The 20421-nt window shown below is 42.4% G+C and carries 16 protein-coding genes and 1 pseudogene; 3 read left to right on the forward strand and 14 right to left on the reverse strand.

Annotation, left to right across the window (positions count from 1 at the left end; genetic code table 11):
* Positions 1 to 99: 99 nt before the first annotated feature.
* From tolA to cydA, 8 genes are all read right to left on the reverse strand, one after another.
* The gene (tolA, locus tag KZ793_RS00755; RefSeq protein WP_225812676.1) at positions 100 to 1170 is read right to left on the reverse strand and encodes a cell envelope integrity protein TolA; all 1071 of its coding nucleotides are present in this window, start codon (positions 1168 to 1170) and stop codon (positions 100 to 102) included.
* Between the two features lie 45 nt (positions 1171 to 1215).
* Positions 1216 to 1647 carry a colicin uptake protein TolR gene (gene tolR, locus KZ793_RS00760; RefSeq protein ID WP_225812678.1) on the reverse strand — a complete coding sequence of 144 codons (432 nt, stop codon included), beginning with the start codon at positions 1645 to 1647 and terminating at the stop codon, positions 1216 to 1218.
* A 14-nt stretch (positions 1648 to 1661) separates the two neighbouring features.
* A complete protein-coding gene (tolQ, locus tag KZ793_RS00765; protein WP_225812679.1) occupies positions 1662 to 2357 on the reverse strand; it encodes a Tol-Pal system protein TolQ in 696 nt (231 codons plus the stop codon).
* Positions 2354 to 2758 (reverse strand): tol-pal system-associated acyl-CoA thioesterase, encoded by a 405-nt coding sequence (gene ybgC / locus KZ793_RS00770; protein WP_225812814.1) that lies wholly within the window; start codon positions 2756 to 2758, stop codon positions 2354 to 2356. The genes tolQ and ybgC overlap by 4 nt, the downstream gene beginning before the upstream one ends.
* Positions 2759 to 2870: 112 nt before the next feature.
* A complete protein-coding gene (ybgE, locus tag KZ793_RS00775; protein WP_225812680.1) occupies positions 2871 to 3161 on the reverse strand; it encodes a cyd operon protein YbgE in 291 nt (96 codons plus the stop codon).
* Positions 3155 to 3277 (reverse strand): cytochrome bd-I oxidase subunit CydX, encoded by a 123-nt coding sequence (cydX, locus tag KZ793_RS00780; protein WP_225812681.1) that lies wholly within the window; start codon positions 3275 to 3277, stop codon positions 3155 to 3157. The genes ybgE and cydX overlap by 7 nt, the downstream gene beginning before the upstream one ends.
* A 12-nt stretch (positions 3278 to 3289) precedes the next feature.
* Positions 3290 to 4429: a cytochrome d ubiquinol oxidase subunit II gene (gene cydB, locus KZ793_RS00785; protein ID WP_225812682.1), complete on the reverse strand. Its 1140-nt coding sequence runs from the start codon at positions 4427 to 4429 to the stop codon at positions 3290 to 3292.
* A gap of 14 nt (positions 4430 to 4443) precedes the next feature.
* Entirely contained in the window at positions 4444 to 6012 is a 1569-nt protein-coding gene (cydA, locus tag KZ793_RS00790) for a cytochrome ubiquinol oxidase subunit I (protein ID WP_225812683.1), read from the reverse strand.
* Between the two features lie 1057 nt (positions 6013 to 7069).
* On the opposite strand from cydA, the gene KZ793_RS00795 reads away from it, so the two are divergent.
* Both KZ793_RS00795 and KZ793_RS00800 read left to right on the forward strand, forming a co-directional pair.
* Complete coding sequence (locus KZ793_RS00795; protein WP_225812684.1) at positions 7070 to 8368, forward strand: phage tail protein; 1299 nt, start codon at positions 7070 to 7072, stop codon at positions 8366 to 8368.
* A gap of 537 nt (positions 8369 to 8905) precedes the next feature.
* Complete coding sequence (locus tag KZ793_RS00800; protein WP_225812685.1) at positions 8906 to 10666, forward strand: Hint domain-containing protein; 1761 nt, start codon at positions 8906 to 8908, stop codon at positions 10664 to 10666.
* Positions 10667 to 10743: 77 nt separating this feature from the next.
* On the opposite strand, the pseudogene KZ793_RS00805 reads toward KZ793_RS00800, so the two are convergent.
* Positions 10744 to 10890, reverse strand: a pseudogene (locus tag KZ793_RS00805) (IS5/IS1182 family transposase); the annotation flags it as partial.
* A gap of 417 nt (positions 10891 to 11307) precedes the next feature.
* Between KZ793_RS00805 and KZ793_RS00810 the strand changes: the two are divergent.
* Entirely contained in the window at positions 11308 to 13107 is a 1800-nt protein-coding gene (locus KZ793_RS00810; RefSeq protein WP_225812686.1) for a Hint domain-containing protein, read from the forward strand.
* A 65-nt stretch (positions 13108 to 13172) separates the two neighbouring features.
* Here the strand turns inward: KZ793_RS00810 and sucD are convergent, their stop codons facing one another.
* The 5 genes from sucD to KZ793_RS00835 form a co-directional block, all read right to left on the reverse strand.
* On the reverse strand, positions 13173 to 14048 hold the full coding sequence (gene sucD / locus KZ793_RS00815) for a succinate--CoA ligase subunit alpha (RefSeq protein ID WP_225812687.1): 876 nt from the start codon (positions 14046 to 14048) through the stop codon (positions 13173 to 13175).
* Positions 14048 to 15214, reverse strand: a complete 1167-nt coding sequence (gene sucC / locus KZ793_RS00820; protein WP_225812688.1) for an ADP-forming succinate--CoA ligase subunit beta — start codon at positions 15212 to 15214, stop codon at positions 14048 to 14050. The genes sucD and sucC overlap by 1 nt, the downstream gene beginning before the upstream one ends.
* Positions 15215 to 15373: 159 nt before the next feature.
* Positions 15374 to 16594: a 2-oxoglutarate dehydrogenase complex dihydrolipoyllysine-residue succinyltransferase gene (gene odhB / locus KZ793_RS00825; protein ID WP_225812689.1), complete on the reverse strand. Its 1221-nt coding sequence runs from the start codon at positions 16592 to 16594 to the stop codon at positions 15374 to 15376.
* A 14-nt stretch (positions 16595 to 16608) separates the two neighbouring features.
* Entirely contained in the window at positions 16609 to 19416 is a 2808-nt protein-coding gene (gene sucA / locus KZ793_RS00830) for a 2-oxoglutarate dehydrogenase E1 component (RefSeq protein WP_225812691.1), read from the reverse strand.
* A gap of 266 nt (positions 19417 to 19682) precedes the next feature.
* The gene (locus tag KZ793_RS00835; RefSeq protein WP_225812693.1) at positions 19683 to 20399 is read right to left on the reverse strand and encodes a succinate dehydrogenase iron-sulfur subunit; all 717 of its coding nucleotides are present in this window, start codon (positions 20397 to 20399) and stop codon (positions 19683 to 19685) included.
* Positions 20400 to 20421 lie beyond the last annotated feature (22 nt).

Consider the following 20421-nt stretch of genomic DNA (forward strand, 5'->3'; position numbering starts at 1 on the left):
ATAATTCGCAGAATATTAACAAACGTCAACAAACAAAACCAGATAGCTTAATAACATTGAATGGTTTTGTTTGTTATTAATAACTTCTCAATAACAACTTTATTGTGGTTTGAAATCAAGTGGAGCATTTTTAAACACTTCGTAAACCTCCTTGCTTGGTGGCTTCGGTATTTTCGCTTGCTTAGCCGCCGCTACCGCAGCCTGACACAATGCCTGATCCCCCCCTTCTGGTTTTACATCAATTAACAAGCCATCAGGAGCAAGCTTAATCCGTAATGTACAGGTACGTCCACGATACATGTCCGCATCGTAAAACTTATTCTGTATCGCTATCTGGATCTGCCCTAGATAGTTATTAATATCGGCATTTGAAGCTCCACTTTTCTTGCCACCACCTTTACCGGCGGCAGAAGCCCCTCCCTGCTGTTTTGGTGCATTAGAGGTTAAACCACCCAGTAAATCATCAACTTCACTTTCCTGTTTGGCCGCTTGTGCAGCCGCTTTTTTCTTGGCGTCAACTTCGGCCTTGGCTTTAGCCTTTGCATCTGCTTCCGCTTTGGCTTTAGCATCCGCTTCAACTTTAGCCTTGGCTTTTGCTTCAACCTCCGCTTTAGCTTTCGCTTCTTCTGTAGCTTTTTGTTTAGCAGCAGAGGCTTCAGCTTCTTTTTTAGCTTCCGCTTCGGCTTTCTTTTGTGCTTCTGCCTGCTCTCTAATCAATCTTTCTTTTTCAGCTTTGGCTTTAGCTGCCGCTTCTTCTGCCAATTTTTGCTCTTCACGGGCCTTTTTCGCGGCTTCCTCAGCTTGCTTTTTCTGTTCTTCCGCGGCCTGTTGCACTTTAATTCGCTCTTCTTCTACCGCTTTTAAACGTTCCTGTTCTTCAGCCTGTTTTTCCCTTAATTCGGCTGCCTGCTGTTCCGCTTTCTTCTTTCGTAACTGCTCTGCACGTTCAGCGTCAACCTGTTGTTGTTGCTGTTGATTGTACTGTTGTACTACCGCATTCGGATCGACCATAACAGCATCAATAACAGAACCATCCTGACCACCGCCACCCATTTCAGTTTTTCGTGTCAGGGACCCCCAAATAAGTAACCCAATCAAAATAATATGCAACACAACCGAAACGATAACAGCGCGATTTAATTTATTGTTTTGCCCGTTTGTCTTTCCCACGCTCGATATCCAAGATTTTCAAATAACAGCAACTGCCGGCTAAACTCAGATAGCCTGAGTCATTAAACCAACGGATTTCACACCTGCCTGATGCAGCATGTTGAGTGCCTTAATAATCTCATCGTAAGGCACTTCCTTCGAACCACCAATCAAGAAAACGGTTTTTGGATTCTCTTTTATTCGTGCCTGCGCTTCCGCAATAATCTGCGGCTCAGGCAATAGTTCCAACCGCTCATGGTTAATTATCATGGTGTATTGACCAACACCTGAAACCTCCACGATTACCGGTGGATTGTCGGAGTTGGAAACCGTTTTAGAATCTACCGCATCCGGCAGATCAACTTCTACGCTCTGAGTGATAATCGGGGCTGTTGCCATAAAAATCAGCAACAGAACCAACAATACGTCCAGTAAGGGAACGATATTGATTTCGGATTTCAGCTCACGCTTGCGACTACGAGTGCGAGTGCGTGCCATAGCTTCCCCCCTTACTATTTGTTTTCTGCTTTATTTTCAGCAGCGAAAGCCTGACGATGCAAAATAGCCAGAAACTCTTCCATAAAGTTATCGTAATTTTGCTCCAGCTTATTAACACGCTGATTCAAGCGGTTGTATGCCATAACTGCCGGAATCGCCGCAAACAGACCAATCGCTGTTGCAATCAACGCTTCTGCAATACCCGGTGCTACCATCTGGAGAGTGGCCTGTTTTACCGCACCTAACGCGATAAATGCATGCATAATCCCCCAAACCGTACCAAACAGACCGATATATGGGCTAATTGAACCAACCGTGCCCAAAAATGGAATATGACTTTCCAACGATTCCAATTCACGATTCATTGAGATGCGCATTGCACGTGAGGCCCCGGTTACTACCGCTTCTGGAGCATGATTATTTGCATGGCGCAAACGGGCAAATTCTTTGAACCCAGAATAAAAAATTTGTTCCGTTCCACCTAAAGAATCCCGACGCGACTGACTTTCCTTATACAAGCGTGATAATTCAATACCCGACCAGAATTTGTCTTCAAACGCTTCCGCCTCACGAGTTGCTGTATTGAGAATTTTAGTCCTTTGAATAATGATCGCCCATGAAGCAACGGAAAAGCAGATCAAAATAAGCATGATCAGCTGTACCAAAAGGCCCGCCTTCAGGAATAAATCGAGAATGTTCATGTCAGTCACTGCTTAAACTCCGCGACAATAGACTTTGGAAGCGCAATCGGCTTCATTTGAGATGTATTCACGCAGGCGATCAACACTTCTGCGCTGTTAAGAATTGTTCCATTACCATCAACAATGCATTGAGTAAATGTTAAAGACGCTCTACGAATATCGGTAATTTCGCTCTGCACCTCCAACATATCGTCAAGCAAGGCTGGGGCACGGTAATCAACCACCATACGCCGAACAACAAATGCAATTTGTTCATCAAGTAAACGCTGTTGATGAATTCCATGTTGACGTAACATCTCAGTACGTGCTCTTTCATAAAAGACGACATAACGACCGTTATAAACTATCCCACTTACATCTGTATCTTCGTAATAAATACGGATCGGCCACCGGAACAACGTATTACTCACTTTCAATCCTACATAAGGCGAATTAACGCTGCCACTATACTCAAGACAATGAGGCTTTGGAATAATGTGCAAATAAAAAATTTATGGGTTAAAAGCCCCATAACATGCAAAATTAACACACAAAGAAATGATACAAACCCCAAATCACAATCAAGAATGCCGGTAGAGGAGAAAAAAAGATACGCCAGACAATATTTCTTGGCTGAAAACCCACCCCAAAAGTCACACCTGTACATACAGACCATATTAGCAAAATACTTTGCCAAATCTGCAATGAACTGGTATTAGCCGCAAAACGAGCGGGGTCCCAGAATACACAAGCAGCAAACACTAATGCCATAATAAGGATAAGGCCCCGAACAGGGCCTTTATCCATTAGCCGATAATATTTATCTATCAACACGACTTCTCGCCATTTTTAGTGGCTTTTTCTTCTTCATTATGCTCAAGTGCTAAGGCTGCGATTATAGCGAAACTACAAGCCAAGAGCGTTCCGAGAATCCAAGCAAAATACCACATGCTCTGTGCTCCTTAGTACAGTGAATGTTTGTTATTTTCAATAAAGCTTTTATCCAAACGCCCAAACATTTTGTAGTAACACCAAATGGTGTATCCCAGAATAATTGGGACAAAAATCAGTGCAACCACAAACATGACACGCAACGTCATCAAGCTTGAAGTCGCATCCCACATTGTCAGGCTGACATTTGGATTAGTGATTGATGGCATAACAAATGGGAACATCGTCACACCGCAGGTCAAAATGATGCAAGCAATGGTCAGTGAAGAGAACAGAAATGCCCATCCTGCCCGATTCATACCGGTCATCAATATCGTCAGCAGAGGAGAAACAACACCCAGTGTCGGTAACGCCCACAACCACGGATAGTGATTAAAATTGGTCATCCAGGCGCCCGCCTGATGAGCAACTTCTTTATGCAATGGGTTAGACTGGGCCATTGTATCCAAGCCGCCAGTCACAACATAACCATCAATACCATAAATCAGCCATATACCTGCCAGCAGAAAAGCAACCATTGTCACCAGCGCACAGAGATAAGTTGCGCCACGGGAACGCAGACGCAGTTCACCGGTAGTACGCATTTGCAGATAAGTTGCCCCCTGAGTCACAATCATCATCAGGCTGATCACACCCGCCAATAAACCGTATGGATTTAGCAATCCGAAGAACGAACCGCTATAGAACAGGCGTAGTTGAGAATCAACGTTGAACGGCACCCCTTGTAACAGATTACCGAATGCAACACCGATAACTAATGGCGGAACAAAACTACCGACAAATATCCCCCAATCCCACATGTTGCGCCACTTACGGTTTTCCAGTTTGGAACGGTAGTCAAAACCAACCGGACGGAAAAACAGCGCGGATAACACCAGGATCATGGCGACATAAAAGCCAGAAAACGCGGCGGCATAAACCGTCGGCCATGCTGCGAACAATGCGCCACCAGCGGTGATCAGCCAAACCTGATTACCATCCCAGTGTGGTGCTACTGAGTTAATCATGATGCGGCGTTCAGTATCGTTTTTACCAATGATGCGTAACAGGACACCCACGCCCATGTCAAAACCATCAGTTACCGCGAAACCGATTAGCAACACACCAATCAGCAGCCACCATATAAACCGTAGTACTTCATAATCAAACATAAGTGGACTCCTGTTTACTGAGCTTCAGGTGCTAAAGTTGTTTTCTGTTCAAAATGATAACGACCCGTTTTCAGGCTACTTGGGCCAAGGCGGGCAAATTTGAACATCAAAAACATTTCCGCAATCAGGAACAAGGTATAAAGACCACAAATCAGCGCCATAGAGAACAGGATATCGCCGGCTGCTAAATTTGAACTCGCCACCGCAGTTGGCAGAACTTCACCAATTGCCCACGGTTGACGACCATATTCCGCCACAAACCAGCCTGATTCTATGGCAATCCACGGCAATGGAATACTGTACAGTGCTGCACGTAGTAACCATTTTTGTTTACCAATACGGCCACGGATAACACTCCAAAACGCCAGACCGATCAACAGTAACATCAGGAAACCTGCTGCAACCATGATACGGAATGCAAAATAGAGCGGTGCAACACGAGGAATAGAATCTTTTGCGGCTGCTTTGATCTGCTCTTCACTGGCATCAGTCACTTTGCTGGTATAACGTTTCAGCAACATGCCATAACCCAGATCTTGTTTATTTTCATTGAATGCGGTACGAACAGTTGGGTCTGTGTTACCTGCACGCAATTCTTCCAACAGATGATAAGCCTTTATACCATTACGAATACGCTGCTCATGCTGGTCCATCAGATCGCGCAGACCAATAACCGGAGTATCAACAGAACGGGTAGCAATCAGCCCCATAAGATAAGGGATCTGAATGGCATATTTGTTTTCCATTTTATCCTGATCTGGGATACCTATTAGTGTAAAAGCTGCCGGCGGTGGCTGGGTTTCCCATTCAGCTTCGATGGCGGCCAGCTTAGTTTTCTGTACATCGCCCATTTCGTAACCAGATTCATCACCCAACACAATAACAGACAGCACAGCCGCGATACCAAAACTTGAAGCAATCGCAAATGAACGTTTAGCAAATGGAATATCACGGCCTTTAAGCAGGTAGTAAGAGCTGATGCCAAGAACAAAAATCGCCCCTGTCACATAACCCGCTGCAACGGTATGAACAAATTTCACCTGAGCAACCGGGTTCAGTACCAATTCAGCAAAACTTACCATCTCCATACGCATGGTTTCAAAGTTGAAATCAGAAGCAATCGGGTTTTGCATCCAACCATTAGCAACCAGAATCCAAAGTGCAGAGAAGTTAGAGCCTAAAGCAACCAGCCAGGTTACCGCCAAGTGCTGTTTTTTACTGAGACGATCCCAACCGAAGAAGAACAAACCGACGAATGTGGACTCCAGGAAGAACGCCATCAGACCTTCGATCGCCAGAGGCGCGCCGAAAATGTCACCGACGTAGTGAGAAAAGTATGACCAGTTAGTCCCGAACTGGAACTCCATGGTCAACCCTGTTGCAACACCCAGAGCAAAGTTAATACCAAATAACTTGCCCCAGAATTTTGTCATATCTTTGTAAATTTGTTTACCGGAGAGCACATATACCGTTTCCATGATCGCCAGCAAAAACGCCATGCCAAGCGTTAGCGGAACGAACAGGAAATGATACATTGCAGTTAAGGCAAACTGTAATCGTGACAGTTCGACAATATCAAACATCTTGACTCCTTGCTCCTAGCAGGAAAGCACCGGCTTGCGGCAACCTGGCTTCGTACAAGAACCTATTCAGGGTTCTAAAACGGAAACCTTATAACTACCAGCAATAAATGCCTTTAAAATAACAACTCATTACCAAGTGAATTAAAAACCTAATTAGACTAATAGTATAGTACGCTTATATTCCCATACAATAAATAGGTTTTACGTGATTCAGATTAGAATTCTGAATATAGATCAATAATTGCGGTTATTGTTTAATGGGGACTTATTGATCAGGATCAATTTAAGCAAATTAGAAAAATAATGCTATAGTAATAACTTGATTTTAATAATTTTTTTCTGGTCAGTGTTAACTGCTTTGTCTATTATTTCATTTTGGTTGGCATATTGTTAATTATTTGTTTCTTTAGATAATTGTTGATTTCCATATTGCTGTGAAATGACTTTTAAAATTAACTTCTTATTTTCATCCTTAAGAAAATATTGTTATTAACTTTGAATTGGCAGTGAGATAGCCACCATTTGACTGTCATTCAGATAGCAATAATGGCACGCAGCTTGAAAACTAAACTTCCTCCTTGTGACAAACCTCACCAAACTTAGGATAATGACTTAGTATCCCGACTCCCACAGACTGACACTTCCAAGTTCGCGCCAGTCACCAAACATTAACTGGTCTAAATGGAATTTTTGAGAAACTTAAGGTTTGGTGTATATACACTCATTAAATGAATAATTATTTTTTCTGGTCATTTATTCCGAAATTAAATTTGCATGAAATTTTACTTCATCAATCTTTTCACTGTAAATTGATTACGAGGTAACACAGATATTATTGAGTATGGATTACAAAATAAATAAAGAGAAAACAATAGTTTTCAAATGTTGAATTTTTTATTTTCACCAATTAACTAAAAATAGTTAATCCTTTAAGTTATAAGAACATTTAATTATTAATCAACTGAACTAGACTGTAATTGATATGAATTATTGAAGTATTTTTCAATAATTCAATATGTTGATTATAAAATAATGTTATTTTATTTAAGGAGTATTTATGAATCAAAAAAATGATTTTAAATCTTTTTCTTTCGGCAACGATGCTAATGTAGTGAGCCAAGAAAAGTATGAAATTAATGAACATTTGCAAAAGGGAATTCCAGCAGGTGACATCAACCCTCACATTCATTTGTTAAATAAGGTATTGCGTCAATCGTCAACCATATCATCGGTGGTGGCTGATTTTATTGCGACACAATCTAGTGAGGATGTTCTGGATGATGGAGATAGAGATAAACTCACCGTGCAGTTAAATAAAGCGTTAGAAAAAGTAACCACAGCAAAAATTCCCAATGCCTCATTAACCCAAAAGGGAATTGTTCAACTAACAAATGAAATTGGCGATAATGACACGCTGGCAGCGACGCAAAAGCTTGTTCAGAAAGAAATAAATTCATTGCATGAAAACATTAATGAGAAAGTACCCAATACCCGAAAAATAAATGGGAAAGTATTAACCGGGGATATTACTATTAATGCTGAGGATGTAGGAGCGATATCAACAGATAATGTAATACATTCAATGAAACACGGTGATCTAGATGGATTGGAAAATCTACATAATGGTTGTTCCGGGTTTAACCCCTCCGCGTTGTTCCTGACTAAATATGGGCTGCCACGTGGCAATGGTGGCGTTCAATTAAGAATTAGCAATATAAATGGTAAATCAAACGAAGAGGAAGACGATGTATGGAGCCACAGGCTGATTTTTACCCATTTTGGCGATACATATCGCACAGATCATATAAATGAATATTATAAACTTACACGTAAATTTTGGGACAATATTAATGCCAAACCAGATTTTAATGGATACCTAAAAATATCCTCTCCGATAATAGAAATCTATCCTGATGGCACATTTTCAACTAACGAAGAATCAGAGGGTGCAGAAGTAAGGAAAGAAGAAACAGGAATATACCGTATATCAAATATCTCAGGCTATAACACTGATGGCGCCTGGGGTGTGCATGGCGGTATTTCTATTCCCCAAAATAATAATAATCTTGAGTTGATTTTTGTTGATGATAATGTCGAACCTGACGGTTCTATTATCATTGAAATCTGCCACCGCCAACATTCGCATTTACCTGAAAGATTTCAAAACTGGCGACTCAAATCTGTTGATGACCATGGAAAACAGGTGTTCTACCACGATGGGGAACCCTGTGATATTCCCGAATATTGTCGTTTAGATATTCGTGTCCAAATGCCAGAAGATTCACTCTGGAACTTGAAACGAAACAAGTTACAGGAAGAAATAGAGAGTACCCGCGTTTCTGACGATAAATTGTAGTAACACGGGGCCGTATGGCTCCGTATCTTATTTTATTAAAACTTCAAGATCGGTAACTGAGATTCAGCATCACTCCATGTTTTTTTATGCCTGTAGTGAGTAAGACATCCAGCTTATCGCAGATTCCTGTGGATAGAAATGAAGCTTTGCCGATACGAAACAATATGAAGTTAAAAAAATCTCTACAAGAAAAATAGTGGAGTTTGTTAACAACTTGACATGGGAAACTTGACAATTTTCTACAAAGGGCTATTAGTTATAATACCATCTTTATTTAGTATCCCTTTTACCCTGTAATACCAGAATGACGTATATTCTTGCAACTGTTTATTTAACTGGAGAAATTCTTATGCATATCTACTATTTGTTTTAATCATAACTTACAAATGAAATTACAATATTAACATACTATCACTATCAGTTTAAGATTCAGTGAATAGTAATATTTTAGTATTATTATTGATATGCCGTGACTCGCACACAAGATATATGTGAGTTATTGCTTACAAATCCTCTATTACTTCATGGAATAAAATTATGTCTCTATACAGAAAAATATTTATTCTTTTCATCATGATGTTTTCCCCGATAATATCCAGCTATGCGGATACCGAAATTAAGTTATCTGACAAGGAACTTCAAGCTATATCTCAGCTATTAGAGAAGATTGAACCTAATAAACCGACATTGATAGATTTAACTCAACGAGAAAATGAGGAAGGATATATTGCATTATTACGTTCCCATGGTGTTACAAAACAGACACATCCTGATATTTTTAAAGATATCGAGCTTATGAAGAAGCTAACACGTGAGGAGAGTGGAAAATCGCTTGAATTAGAGAAATCGCCTACAGAGCCAGAAAATTATTTTGGTATTCCCAGAATAGTACTCTCCGAAGATTCCAAATCAGTTTCAGCTCAAGTTTTTAGTTCCATATATTTTCCTCCTGTTACTACTTTAAGCAACGATACCATTAAAACTGACGCTCAAGAGACATCGTCACAGAGTGGCATCACAGTTCTTGGCACAGACAAAAAGGGGAAGGTCAAAGCAACCCCCATAAACGCACATGGAACGGCAATCGACACAGAAATACGGGACTTTTCAATAGGTACCGCGGAATATAATCTTACTGCCTTGAAGAAACTTGATTCTATTTATGCTGTTGCCCGTTTCCAAGGGAAAAAAAACGGGATACCTATCAATAATAAACCAATATTAATTAAGTCAAATACACTGACAGACTTAGAAAATCCTTTTAAACTCTTTCAGCCTCACATAATGAAGAACCACGCGCCAACTCATGTAAAGAATCCATTAACGCAACCGGTAATCGTTTGCTTGAATAGAGCAAACCCTGAACCAGGAACGCCTAGTCAATGCGATTATGGTCCAACATCACCCGGTAATCCAACAATAAAGCTGGAAATAATAGGTGATATTACATTCAATAACCCTATCGCGATTGATGAAAAAGGGAAGCCTACAGCGGTTCCAGGAGTAAAACCAGAGGCAAATCTGACACTAATTGGTCTTAATACTGGAGGGGCATGTAAAGTAAGAGGAATAGATGAAGGCATATTTTGGGAACATACAAGAGTCAATCATGACCCTGCCAAAGGTAATAATACAAAGTTATCATGGGATTTTTCTAAAAACACAGGTTACGCTGATTTTGGACCAATATGTTGGAAAAATAACGAAAGATATATACTAGACCTACAGGCTACTATTGTAACAATGCAAGGTGATAACACATTTCCTGTCCAATTTTCTTATACCAATAACCTCGGTAGTAAAGAGGACGCTGCACAATTCATTTATCCACCCATTCAAATCCAATATGGTTGCATTGCAGAAGGCACATTAATAGATATGGCTGACGGCTCAAAATGGAAAGTTGAAAATATACGCCCAGGCGATAAAGTTTTAACTAAACAAGGCGGTATCTTACAAGTAAAAAGCCGTATTGTCGGTCACGATACTGAATTTATTGATTTAATTTACAATAATGGTGAGCAGATTTCACTGACGCCAACTCATCCTGTCTCAACATCACAGGGAATAGTCAAAGCCGAAGACCTTAAGGCCGGTGATACAATACATACACTTGATGGCCAAATTACCCTTACCTCAGTTAAACAGAGAAAATCAGAACCATCAAACGTGTATAATTTTGTCTTAGAAAAGACAGATAGCCAAAGTGAATTATTACCTGAAGATGCTGTGCTTTCTGCCGGTGGCATTTTGGTTGGTGATAATAACCTGCAAAGAAAAGTGTCGATATCAAATTAATCTCTCAGATTAATGACAAAGTGCTGACTTTTTAGTCAGCACTAATTTCTAAATAGCGCATTTGGGTTATTTATTACTGCCAACAAACACAGTATCTGGACTTTCAGCAAGCCTAGGAAATGAGCATAATGGTGTCCATAATGCGGCTTCGCATCCGCAAGACTCTATTCTATTGTCTCCTTTCGCCGGGCGTACTTCTTTTCGCCCCACAGCATCAACCGGTTTTCTCTAAAATGAAAGCCAGAAGAATAGTGCAATAGCACTTAATAAAGTGAAATAAAGAGTCCCACGAGAAAAATAGTGGTATTTATTAACAATCTGACATGAGAAACTTGACAAACTTTTACAAAGAGCTATTAATTATATAAACGATTATAGCACCACCTTTAGTATCTATTCTTCCTATACTTTAAAAATATTATATATGGCGGATTCAACTAATAAGTGTGATTTTTCAGAAGGCAGTCAGTTGCTATAGTAAGAATCTTTACTACTCATCTTACTCATAATTTCAAAAGTAAATTAAAAAATTTACAAATTATCAATTTAAAGCAGTAATGCGTTAATATTATATTGACTCAAAAATAAAACACATGTAATTAATTCCTTACAAAACCTATATTGTTTCACAGGATAAAATTATGACTCTATACAACAAAGTATTTGTTTTTTTCATCATGCTATTTTCCCCTATAATATCATGCTTTGCTGATACCCAAATTAAGTTATCTGCCGAAGAAAGCCAGGCTATGTCCCAGTTCTTAAATAGTCTTGAATCTAATAAACCCACATTGATCGATTTAACTCAACCGCAAAACGAGAAAGGATATATCGCATTATTAAAATCCCATCATATTACAGAACAGACACATCCTGATATTTTTGAAGATATCGAAACTATGAAAGTACACCAAAATGCATTACTTAAGAATGGACAACGACTTGAAATACAAGATTCGGTTACAAAGCCAAAAAATTATATTAGTCATCCTAGAATAGTATTTTCCGAAAATAACAAATCAATTTCAGCTACTGTTTTTGCTTCCCTATATTTTCCTAGTTCTAATATTTCAAACAGCAATACAATTGAAACTAACGCTGGAGAGGCAAAGTTACAGGGCGGCCTCTCAATTATTAGCTCTGACAACCAGAATGTTAAAACACTACATGTATCCGTACACGAAAATACAAAGAATAATGGGGTACGGAACTTTGTACTATCCACCCCAGAATATAATTTTGCCACCTTTGGACAACATGATAATACGTATCAAGCTATTTCCTTTTTCCAAGGGGAAATAAATGGGATACCACTCAATAACGCGCCAATAGTAGAGAAGTCACTACCGCTGCAAGACCTTGAAAATTCTTTTAGCAACTTTTTTCCTCAAAGTATGGAAAACAAAGCGCCAACTTATGTAAATAATTCACCATCACCAGAGAACGAGAACGATAAACCGATAATCGTTTGCTTAAATAGAGCAAACCCTGAACCAGGAGCTCCTAGTGAATGTGATTACGGTCCTACGTCGCCAGGTGAGCCAAATGATAAGTCAACAATCAAGCTGGAAATAATAGGTAATGTTACATTCAAGAACCCTATCGCCATTGATAAAAATAGGAAACCTATAGCAGCTCAAGGGATTTCACCAACGATAGATTTGACATTGGTCGGTCTCGATACTGGCGGCGCATGTAAATTAGCAAGAGATATAAATGAAGATACATTTTGGCAACATAAAAAAGTCAATAATGATCGTCGCATAGGCAATAATACAAATTTATCGTGGGAATTTTCTAAAAACACAGGTTATGCTGATTTTGGACCAATATGCTGGAAAAATAACGAAAGATATATACTAGACCTACAGGCTACTATTGTAACAATGCAAGGTGATAACATATTTCCTGTGCTGTTTTCTTATACCAATAACCCCGGTAGTGAGAAGAGCGCGTCACAACTCATTTATCCACCCCTTCAAATCCAATATGGTTGTATTGCAGAAGGCACATTAATAGATATGGCTGACGGCTCAAAATGGAAAGTTGAAAATATACGCCCAGGCGATAAAGTTTTAACAAAACAAGGCGGTATCTTGCAAGTAAAAAGCCGTATTGTCGGTCACGATACTGAATTTATTGATTTAATTTACAATAATGGTGAACAGGTTTCACTGACGCCAACACATCCTGTCTCAACATTACGAGGAATAGTCAAAGCCGAAGACCTTAAGGACGGTGATACAATACATACACGTGATGGTCAAACTACCCTTAATTCAGTTAAACAGAGAAAATCGGAACCATCAAACGTGTATAATTTTGTCTTAGAAAAGACAAATAGCCAACATGAATTATTACCTGAAGACGCTGTGCTTTTTGCCGGTGGCATTCTGGTCGGTGATAATAACCTGCAAAGAAAAGTGTCGATATCAAATTAACCAGCTTTTTAACGGTCTGAGGCCACTTCATAGTGGCCTCATAGATAAGCATCTCTTATTAACGCTTACTTGCCAGCAAGTAAATCTTTCACCGCATCACCAATGTCTGCCAAGCTACGAACAGTTTTCACACCCGCCGACTCCAGAGCAGCAAATTTTTCGTCCGCCGTTCCTTTACCACCTGCGATAATGGCACCAGCATGGCCCATACGCTTACCTTTCGGCGCAGTCACACCTGCGATGTAGCCAACAACTGGCTTAGTGACGTGCTGTTTAATATAAGCCGCCGCTTCTTCTTCCGCATTACCACCAATTTCACCAATCATTACGATGGCTTCTGTTTGTGGATCTTGCTGGAACAATTTCAGGATATCAATGAAGTTAGAACCGGGGATAGGGTCGCCGCCGATACCAACACAAGTAGATTGCCCTAAACCGGCATCAGTCGTCTGTTTTACCGCTTCATAAGTCAGTGTTCCTGAGCGGGAAACGATGCCAACTTTACCTGCTTGATGAATGTGGCCCGGCATAATGCCGATCTTACATTCACCTGGCGTAATGACCCCCGGACAGTTAGGGCCGATCATACGCACACCGGCTTCATCCAGTTTCACTTTAACCGCCAGCATATCCAGAGTCGGGATACCTTCCGTAATCGTGATGATCAGTTTAATACCAGCGTCGATCGCTTCCAGAATAGAATCTTTACAAAATGGCGCAGGAACATAGATAACAGAAGCCGTTGCCCCTGTTGCGTCTACCGCTTCACGAACGGTATTGAAAACAGGTAACCCTAGATGTTCAGTACCACCTTTACCCGGCGTTACCCCACCCACCATTTGGGTACCGTAAGCAATCGCTTGTTCTGAATGGAAAGTACCCTGACTACCGGTAAAACCTTGACAGATAACTTTGGTGTTTTTATCAATTAAAATAGACATTATTTTGCCTCCACTGCGGCTACTGCTTGCTTAGCTGCATCTGTCAGGCTGGTTGCAGCAATGATATTTAAACCACTGTCAGCCAGTTTTTTCGCGCCCAGCTCAGCATTGTTCCCTTCTAAACGAACTACGACCGGTACGTGAACACCCACTTCTTCCACCGCACCAATAATACCGTCAGCAATCAGGTCACAACGAACAATACCACCAAAGATGTTAACCAATACCGCTTTCACATTTTCATCTGACAGAATGATCTTAAACGCTTCTGTAACACGCTCTTTGGTTGCGCCACCACCTACATCAAGGAAATTAGCTGGCGCACCACCGTGCAATTTAACGATATCCATCGTTCCCATTGCCAAGCCTGCACCGTTTACCATGCAACCAATGTTGCCATCCAGCGCGACATAGTTCAGTTCCCACTGTGCCGCCTGCGCTTCACGAGGATCTTCCTGAGATGGGTCATGCATTTCACGCAACTCAGCCTGACGGAACAGTGCGTTACCATCAGCGCCCAGTTTGCCATCCAGACAAATCAAATCACCTTGAGCAGTGATAACCAGTGGGTTAATTTCAACCAGAGCCAGATCGCGCTCCAGGAATAGATTTGCCAACCCTAAGAAAATTTTAGTGAACTGGCTGACTTGTTTACCAGTTAAACCTAATTTAAATGCTAGTTCACGCCCCTGATAAGGCATAGGACCAATCAGCGGGTCGATAATCGCTTTATGAATCAGTTCCGGTGTCTCCTCCGCAACTTTTTCAATTTCAACACCACCTTCAGTAGAAGCCATAAACACTACACGACGTGTACCACGATCAACCACAGCACCGAGATACAGCTCCTTCGCAATATCAGTTGCCGCTTCCACTAAAATCTGACGAACAGGCTGCCCTTGCACATCTGTTTGGTAAGTAACCAAACGTTTACCTAGCCACTGCTCTGCAAAAGCGCGAATTTCTTCTTTACTGTTAACCACTTTCACGCCGCCCGCTTTACCGCGACCGCCAGCGTGAACCTGGCACTTCACCACCCAAGGGCCAGAGCCGATTTTAGATGCAGCTTCTTCTGCTTCACGCGGTGTCGTGCAGGCATAACCAGCCGGAGCGGGTAAACCATACCGTGCAAAAAGCTGTTTTGCCTGATACTCGTGTAAATTCATGATGTTCTATCCATAATCTAGTCTGAGAAGAGCAAATTGCTCTCTTAATTTTTTTGTTGCTCTGGATATAGCCAGTCCAAAGAAAAGACTAGCTGTACATATACATTTGTTTACTTCAGACCGGGCAGATATTAGCGCGTATCCGCCCTTATTATGTTGCTATACGTCCAGCAGCAAACGTGCAGGATCTTCCAGCATTTCTTTGATGGTCACCAGGAAGCCTACAGACTCACGCCCGTCAATCAGACGGTGGTCATAAGACAATGCTAGGTACATCATTGGAAGGATCTCTACCTGACCATTTACCGCCATCGGACGATCTTTAATGGCATGCATGCCAAGAATCGCGCTCTGTGGCGGGTTAATGATCGGCGTAGACATTAAAGAGCCGAATACACCACCATTGGTAATCGTGAAATTACCGCCGGTCAGCTCTTCGACGGTCAATTTACCGTCACGGCCTTTGATAGCCAGCTCTTTAATACGTTTTTCGAGTTCAGCCATGCTCAGTGCATCCGCATCACGCAGTACCGGCGTTACCAAGCCACGCGGTGTAGATACCGCAATACTGATATCGAAATAGTTGTGGTAAACCACATCAGTGCCATCAATAGAAGCATTCACTTCCGGATAGCGTTTCAGCGCTTCGACCACCGCTTTCACATAGAAAGACATAAAGCCCAGACGCACACCGTGGCGTTTTTCAAACGCTTCGCCGTACTGTTTACGCATTTCCTGAATCGGCTTCATGTTAACTTCATTAAACGTTGTCAACATCGCTGTGTTGTTTTTCGCTTCCAGCAAACGTTCAGCCACACGCTTACGCAGGCGAGTCATTGGAACACGTTTTTCACTGCGGTGTGGCAACAGAGAATCCTGGACAGAAGCAGCAGGGGCCTCTGCTGGCTTGCTAGCCACTTTTTCGTTATCAGCCATGTATTTTTCCACGTCTTCACGGACGATACGTCCACCAACACCACTACCTTTAATCGCTTTAGCATCAAGATCATGCTCTGCAATCAAACGGCGGACCGCTGGGCTGAGTGCATCATTGCTCTCTTCTTCTAAACCGGCAGTCTGGCGTTTCGCCAAAGTTGCTTCTGTTTTTTCTTTTATTTCTACCGGCTTGCCGGTGCTATCGCCCAAACGGATACGACCAAGAAGCTGACGGGACAGAACAGTGGCATCTTTCTTTTCCAAAATGGCTTCTAAAACACCCGCCTCACTGGCAGGCACTTCCAGCACAACTTTATCTGTTTCGATTTCAACCAGCACTTCATCACGTTCAACACGGTCACCCTCTTTTTTGTGCCAGACTGCCACAGTGGCATCAGCAACAGACTCAGGCAGATCCGGAACCAGAATATCTACGCTACTCATTTTATATCCTTTATTTATTCAACGTTCAGTGCGTCATTAACCAGCTCTTGTTGTTGTTGCTGGTGAACTGACATATATCCAACTGCCGGGGAAGCAGACGCAGGACGACCTGCATAACGTAAAGAAGCCCCGAACGGGATCACTTCACGGAAGTTGTGCTGACTGCAATACCAGGCCCCCTGATTTAATGGCTCTTCCTGGCACCAGACAAAATCATGCACATGAGCATACTGTTCCAGTGTTGACTGAACATCCTGATGAGGGAATGGATATAGTTGCTCAATACGCACGATAGCGACATCAGTTTGTTCATTTTTACGGCGTTGCTCCAACAGGTCGTAATAGACTTTACCTGAGCAGAGTACAACTCGTTTAACGCCTTTCGGATCAAACTCATCAATTTCACCAATAACCGTCTGGAATTTACCGTTAGCCAACTCATCCAAGCTAGAAACGGCTAATGGATGACGCAACAGTGATTTTGGTGACATAACGATCAACGGACGACGCATACCGCGCAAAGCCTGACGGCGAAGCATGTGGTAGACCTGAGCCGGCGTTGACGGCACACAAACCTGCATGTTCTGTTCTGCACACAGTTGCAGATAACGCTCCAAACGGGCTGAGGAATGTTCAGGCCCCTGACCTTCATAACCATGCGGCAACAGCATAACCAGACCGCACATACGGCCCCATTTTTGCTCACCTGAGCTGATGAACTGGTCAATAACAACCTGTGCTCCGTTAGCGAAATCACCAAATTGCGCTTCCCAGATGGTCAGAGCGCGGGGTTCCGTTGTCGCATAACCATATTCAAACGCCAGAACAGCTTCTTCAGACAGAACAGAATCCCAAACATTGAATGCTCCCTGACCGTTATGAACGTTCGACAGAGGCACATAAACAGAACCATTAGCCTGATTATGAATCACAGCATGACGATGGAAGAAAGTACCACGGCCCGCGTCCTCACCAGACAAACGCACCGGAACACCTTCATCGACTAAAGTTGCGTAGGCTAACGTTTCCGCCCCACCCCAATCGAACAATTTATCGCCGTTCGCCATCTCTGCGCGGTCATTATAAATTTTCGCTACGCGGGAGTGCATTTCCACTTCTTCCGGAACAGAACTGATACGTCGACCCAGATCCTGCAAACGCTTAATATCGACTTTATATGGATATTCTTCATCCCAATCGTGATTAAGATAAGGTTCCCAAGTAAATGAGTGCAGCCCCATTGAACGCCACTCATCAACGACACAATCACCACGGTCGAGGGCATCACGATACAGGTTAACTATCTCGGTCAGATCATCGACTGATATCAAGTTCTCAGCCACCAGCTTGTCACCATAGATTTTACGTGGCGTTGGGTGTTTCTTAATTTTCTGATACATCTTTGGCTGAGTTGCACTTGGCTCATCAGCTTCGTTATGACCATGACGGCGGTAACAGACCAAATCGATCATCACATCGCGTTTGAAGGTATTACGAAAATCCAGTGCTAGACGGGTAACAAATGCCACCGCTTCTGGATCGTCTGCATTAACGTGGAAAATCGGCGTCTGTACCATTTTGATAATATCGGTACAGTATTGTGTTGAACGGGCATCCTTCGGATTAGACGTTGTGAAACCGATTTGGTTATTGATGACGATACGAATTGTACCGCCCACTTCATAACCACGAGCTTGAGACATGTTCAGGGTTTCTTGCACGACGCCCTGGCCGGTAACAGCAGCATCACCGTGGATAGTGATTGGCAAGACCATATTACTGCGGCCTTCATCCAGACGATCACGGCGGGCACGTACTGAACCAATAACGACAGGGCTGACAATCTCAAGGTGAGATGGGTTAAATGCTAACGCCAAATGAACCTTGGCACCCTCAGTGGCAAAATCAGACGAGAAACCTTGATGATATTTCACGTCACCGGTACCAAGGTGCTCTTTATGCTTGCCCGCAAATTCATCAAACAGATCAGCTGGTTTTTTACCTAAAATATTAACCAAGACGTTGAGGCGACCACGGTGAGCCATTCCCAGCACAACTTCTCGTGTGTCATGTTTACCCGCATGGCGGATAAGATCCTTCAACATTGGGATCAGCGCATCACCACCTTCAAGAGAGAAACGTTTCGCTCCCGGAAACTTAGCGCCCAGATAACGTTCTAAACCTTCGGCTGCCGTCAGTTCCGCCAGAAAACGCTGCTTTTCCTCTACGCTAAACTGAGAGCTGACAGTAACAGACTCCAGACGCTGCTGAATCCAACGTTTTTCTTCCGTATTGGTGATATGCATGTATTCAGCACCAATAGAACCGCAATAAGTGCGTTTCAGTGCTTCATACAAATCAGCCAACTTCATCGTTTCTTTGCCGAGAGCAAAAGAACCTACGTTAAATGTCTCTGCAAAATCAGCTTCCGTCAGATTATGGAAAGCAGGATCTAAATCAGGGACACTATCCTGTTTCCATAACCCCAACGGGTCAAGATTCGCATTTTGATGACCGCGAAAGCGAAATGCGTTAATGAGCTGCAAAACTTTAACTTGTTTTGCATCCATTGCTGGATCGCTGACAGAGGAATGATAACGCGTAGTATCTTTCGCAAGACGGCGGAAGTAATCACGCGTCTGCGAGTGGAGTTGTTCACCGCTGAGTCCCGCATTCGGCAATTGTTGGAAAATTTCTCTCCAACTTGCATCAACGGAGTTTGGATCGGTTATATAGTCTTCATAGATCTGCTCTACGTAAGACTGGTTTGAACCAGCCAGGAAGCTTGAATCCAGCCAGTCCTTCATTGCGCCGTTCTGCATTGTGATCCCTTAAGCTTTAAAAGCTTTAGTTTTCGCCGTGGTTAACTGTTACCGCTTAAATACGGTATCGATAAAAGGTTCATTTGGACGTGCTTTATGCATGTTCTCTTTTGGGTTTCGGAACCCTTCAAGGAACCTTTAAAAACCGCCTAACCGTTTTTAAAGGTTCCTCACTTCAAGCTTTTGTCATCATTAGCAGTTGGCAACTTATACTCTTCAATTCTTTATGCCCTCCACAGAGAAAATCTCGCGGAGGGCGGACCTAATTATGCACTATGCTTTAGCAACATAGACTTAATATGGCCTATAGCTTTTGTTGGATTCAACCCCTTAGGGCACACACTGACACAATTCATGATGCTATGGCAGCGGAAAACACTGAAAGCATCATTCAGCTTATCTAATCGTGAAGCCGTTTCAGTATCACGGCTGTCAATCAGGAAGCGATATGCTGCCAGTAAGCCCGCAGGCCCGATAAATTTATCAGGATTCCACCAGAATGACGGACAGGAAGTTGAACAACATGCACACAGAATACACTCGTACAGACCATCGAGTTTTTCCCTTTGTGCAGGTGACTGCAAATGTTCACGTGCCGGCGGGTTTTTACCGTCATTCAGCAAATATGGGCGAATCTTCTCATATTGTGCATAGAATTGCCCCATATCTACAACCAGGTCACGAATAACCGGCAAACCCGGCAATGGACGGATAACAATTTTCTTGCTACCACGCCGCAAAGCCGAAACAGGCATAATACAGGCCAGACCATTTTTACCATTCATGTTGAGGCCGTCAGAACCACAAACACCTTCACGGCAAGAACGACGGAAAGAGAGTGTTGGGTCCTGCTCTTTAAGCTGGATTAACGCATCCAGCAACATCATGTCACGCCCTTCTTCTGCTTCCAGCGTGTAATCCTGCATATGAGGAGCGCTGTCAACATCCGGGTTGTAACGATAAATCGAAAATTCAAGTTTCATAATCTATTCCTCCGCAACTGGA

Source organism: Photorhabdus antumapuensis (genome assembly GCF_020387775.1).
GTDB classification, from domain to species: Bacteria; Pseudomonadota; Gammaproteobacteria; order Enterobacterales; family Enterobacteriaceae; genus Photorhabdus; species Photorhabdus antumapuensis.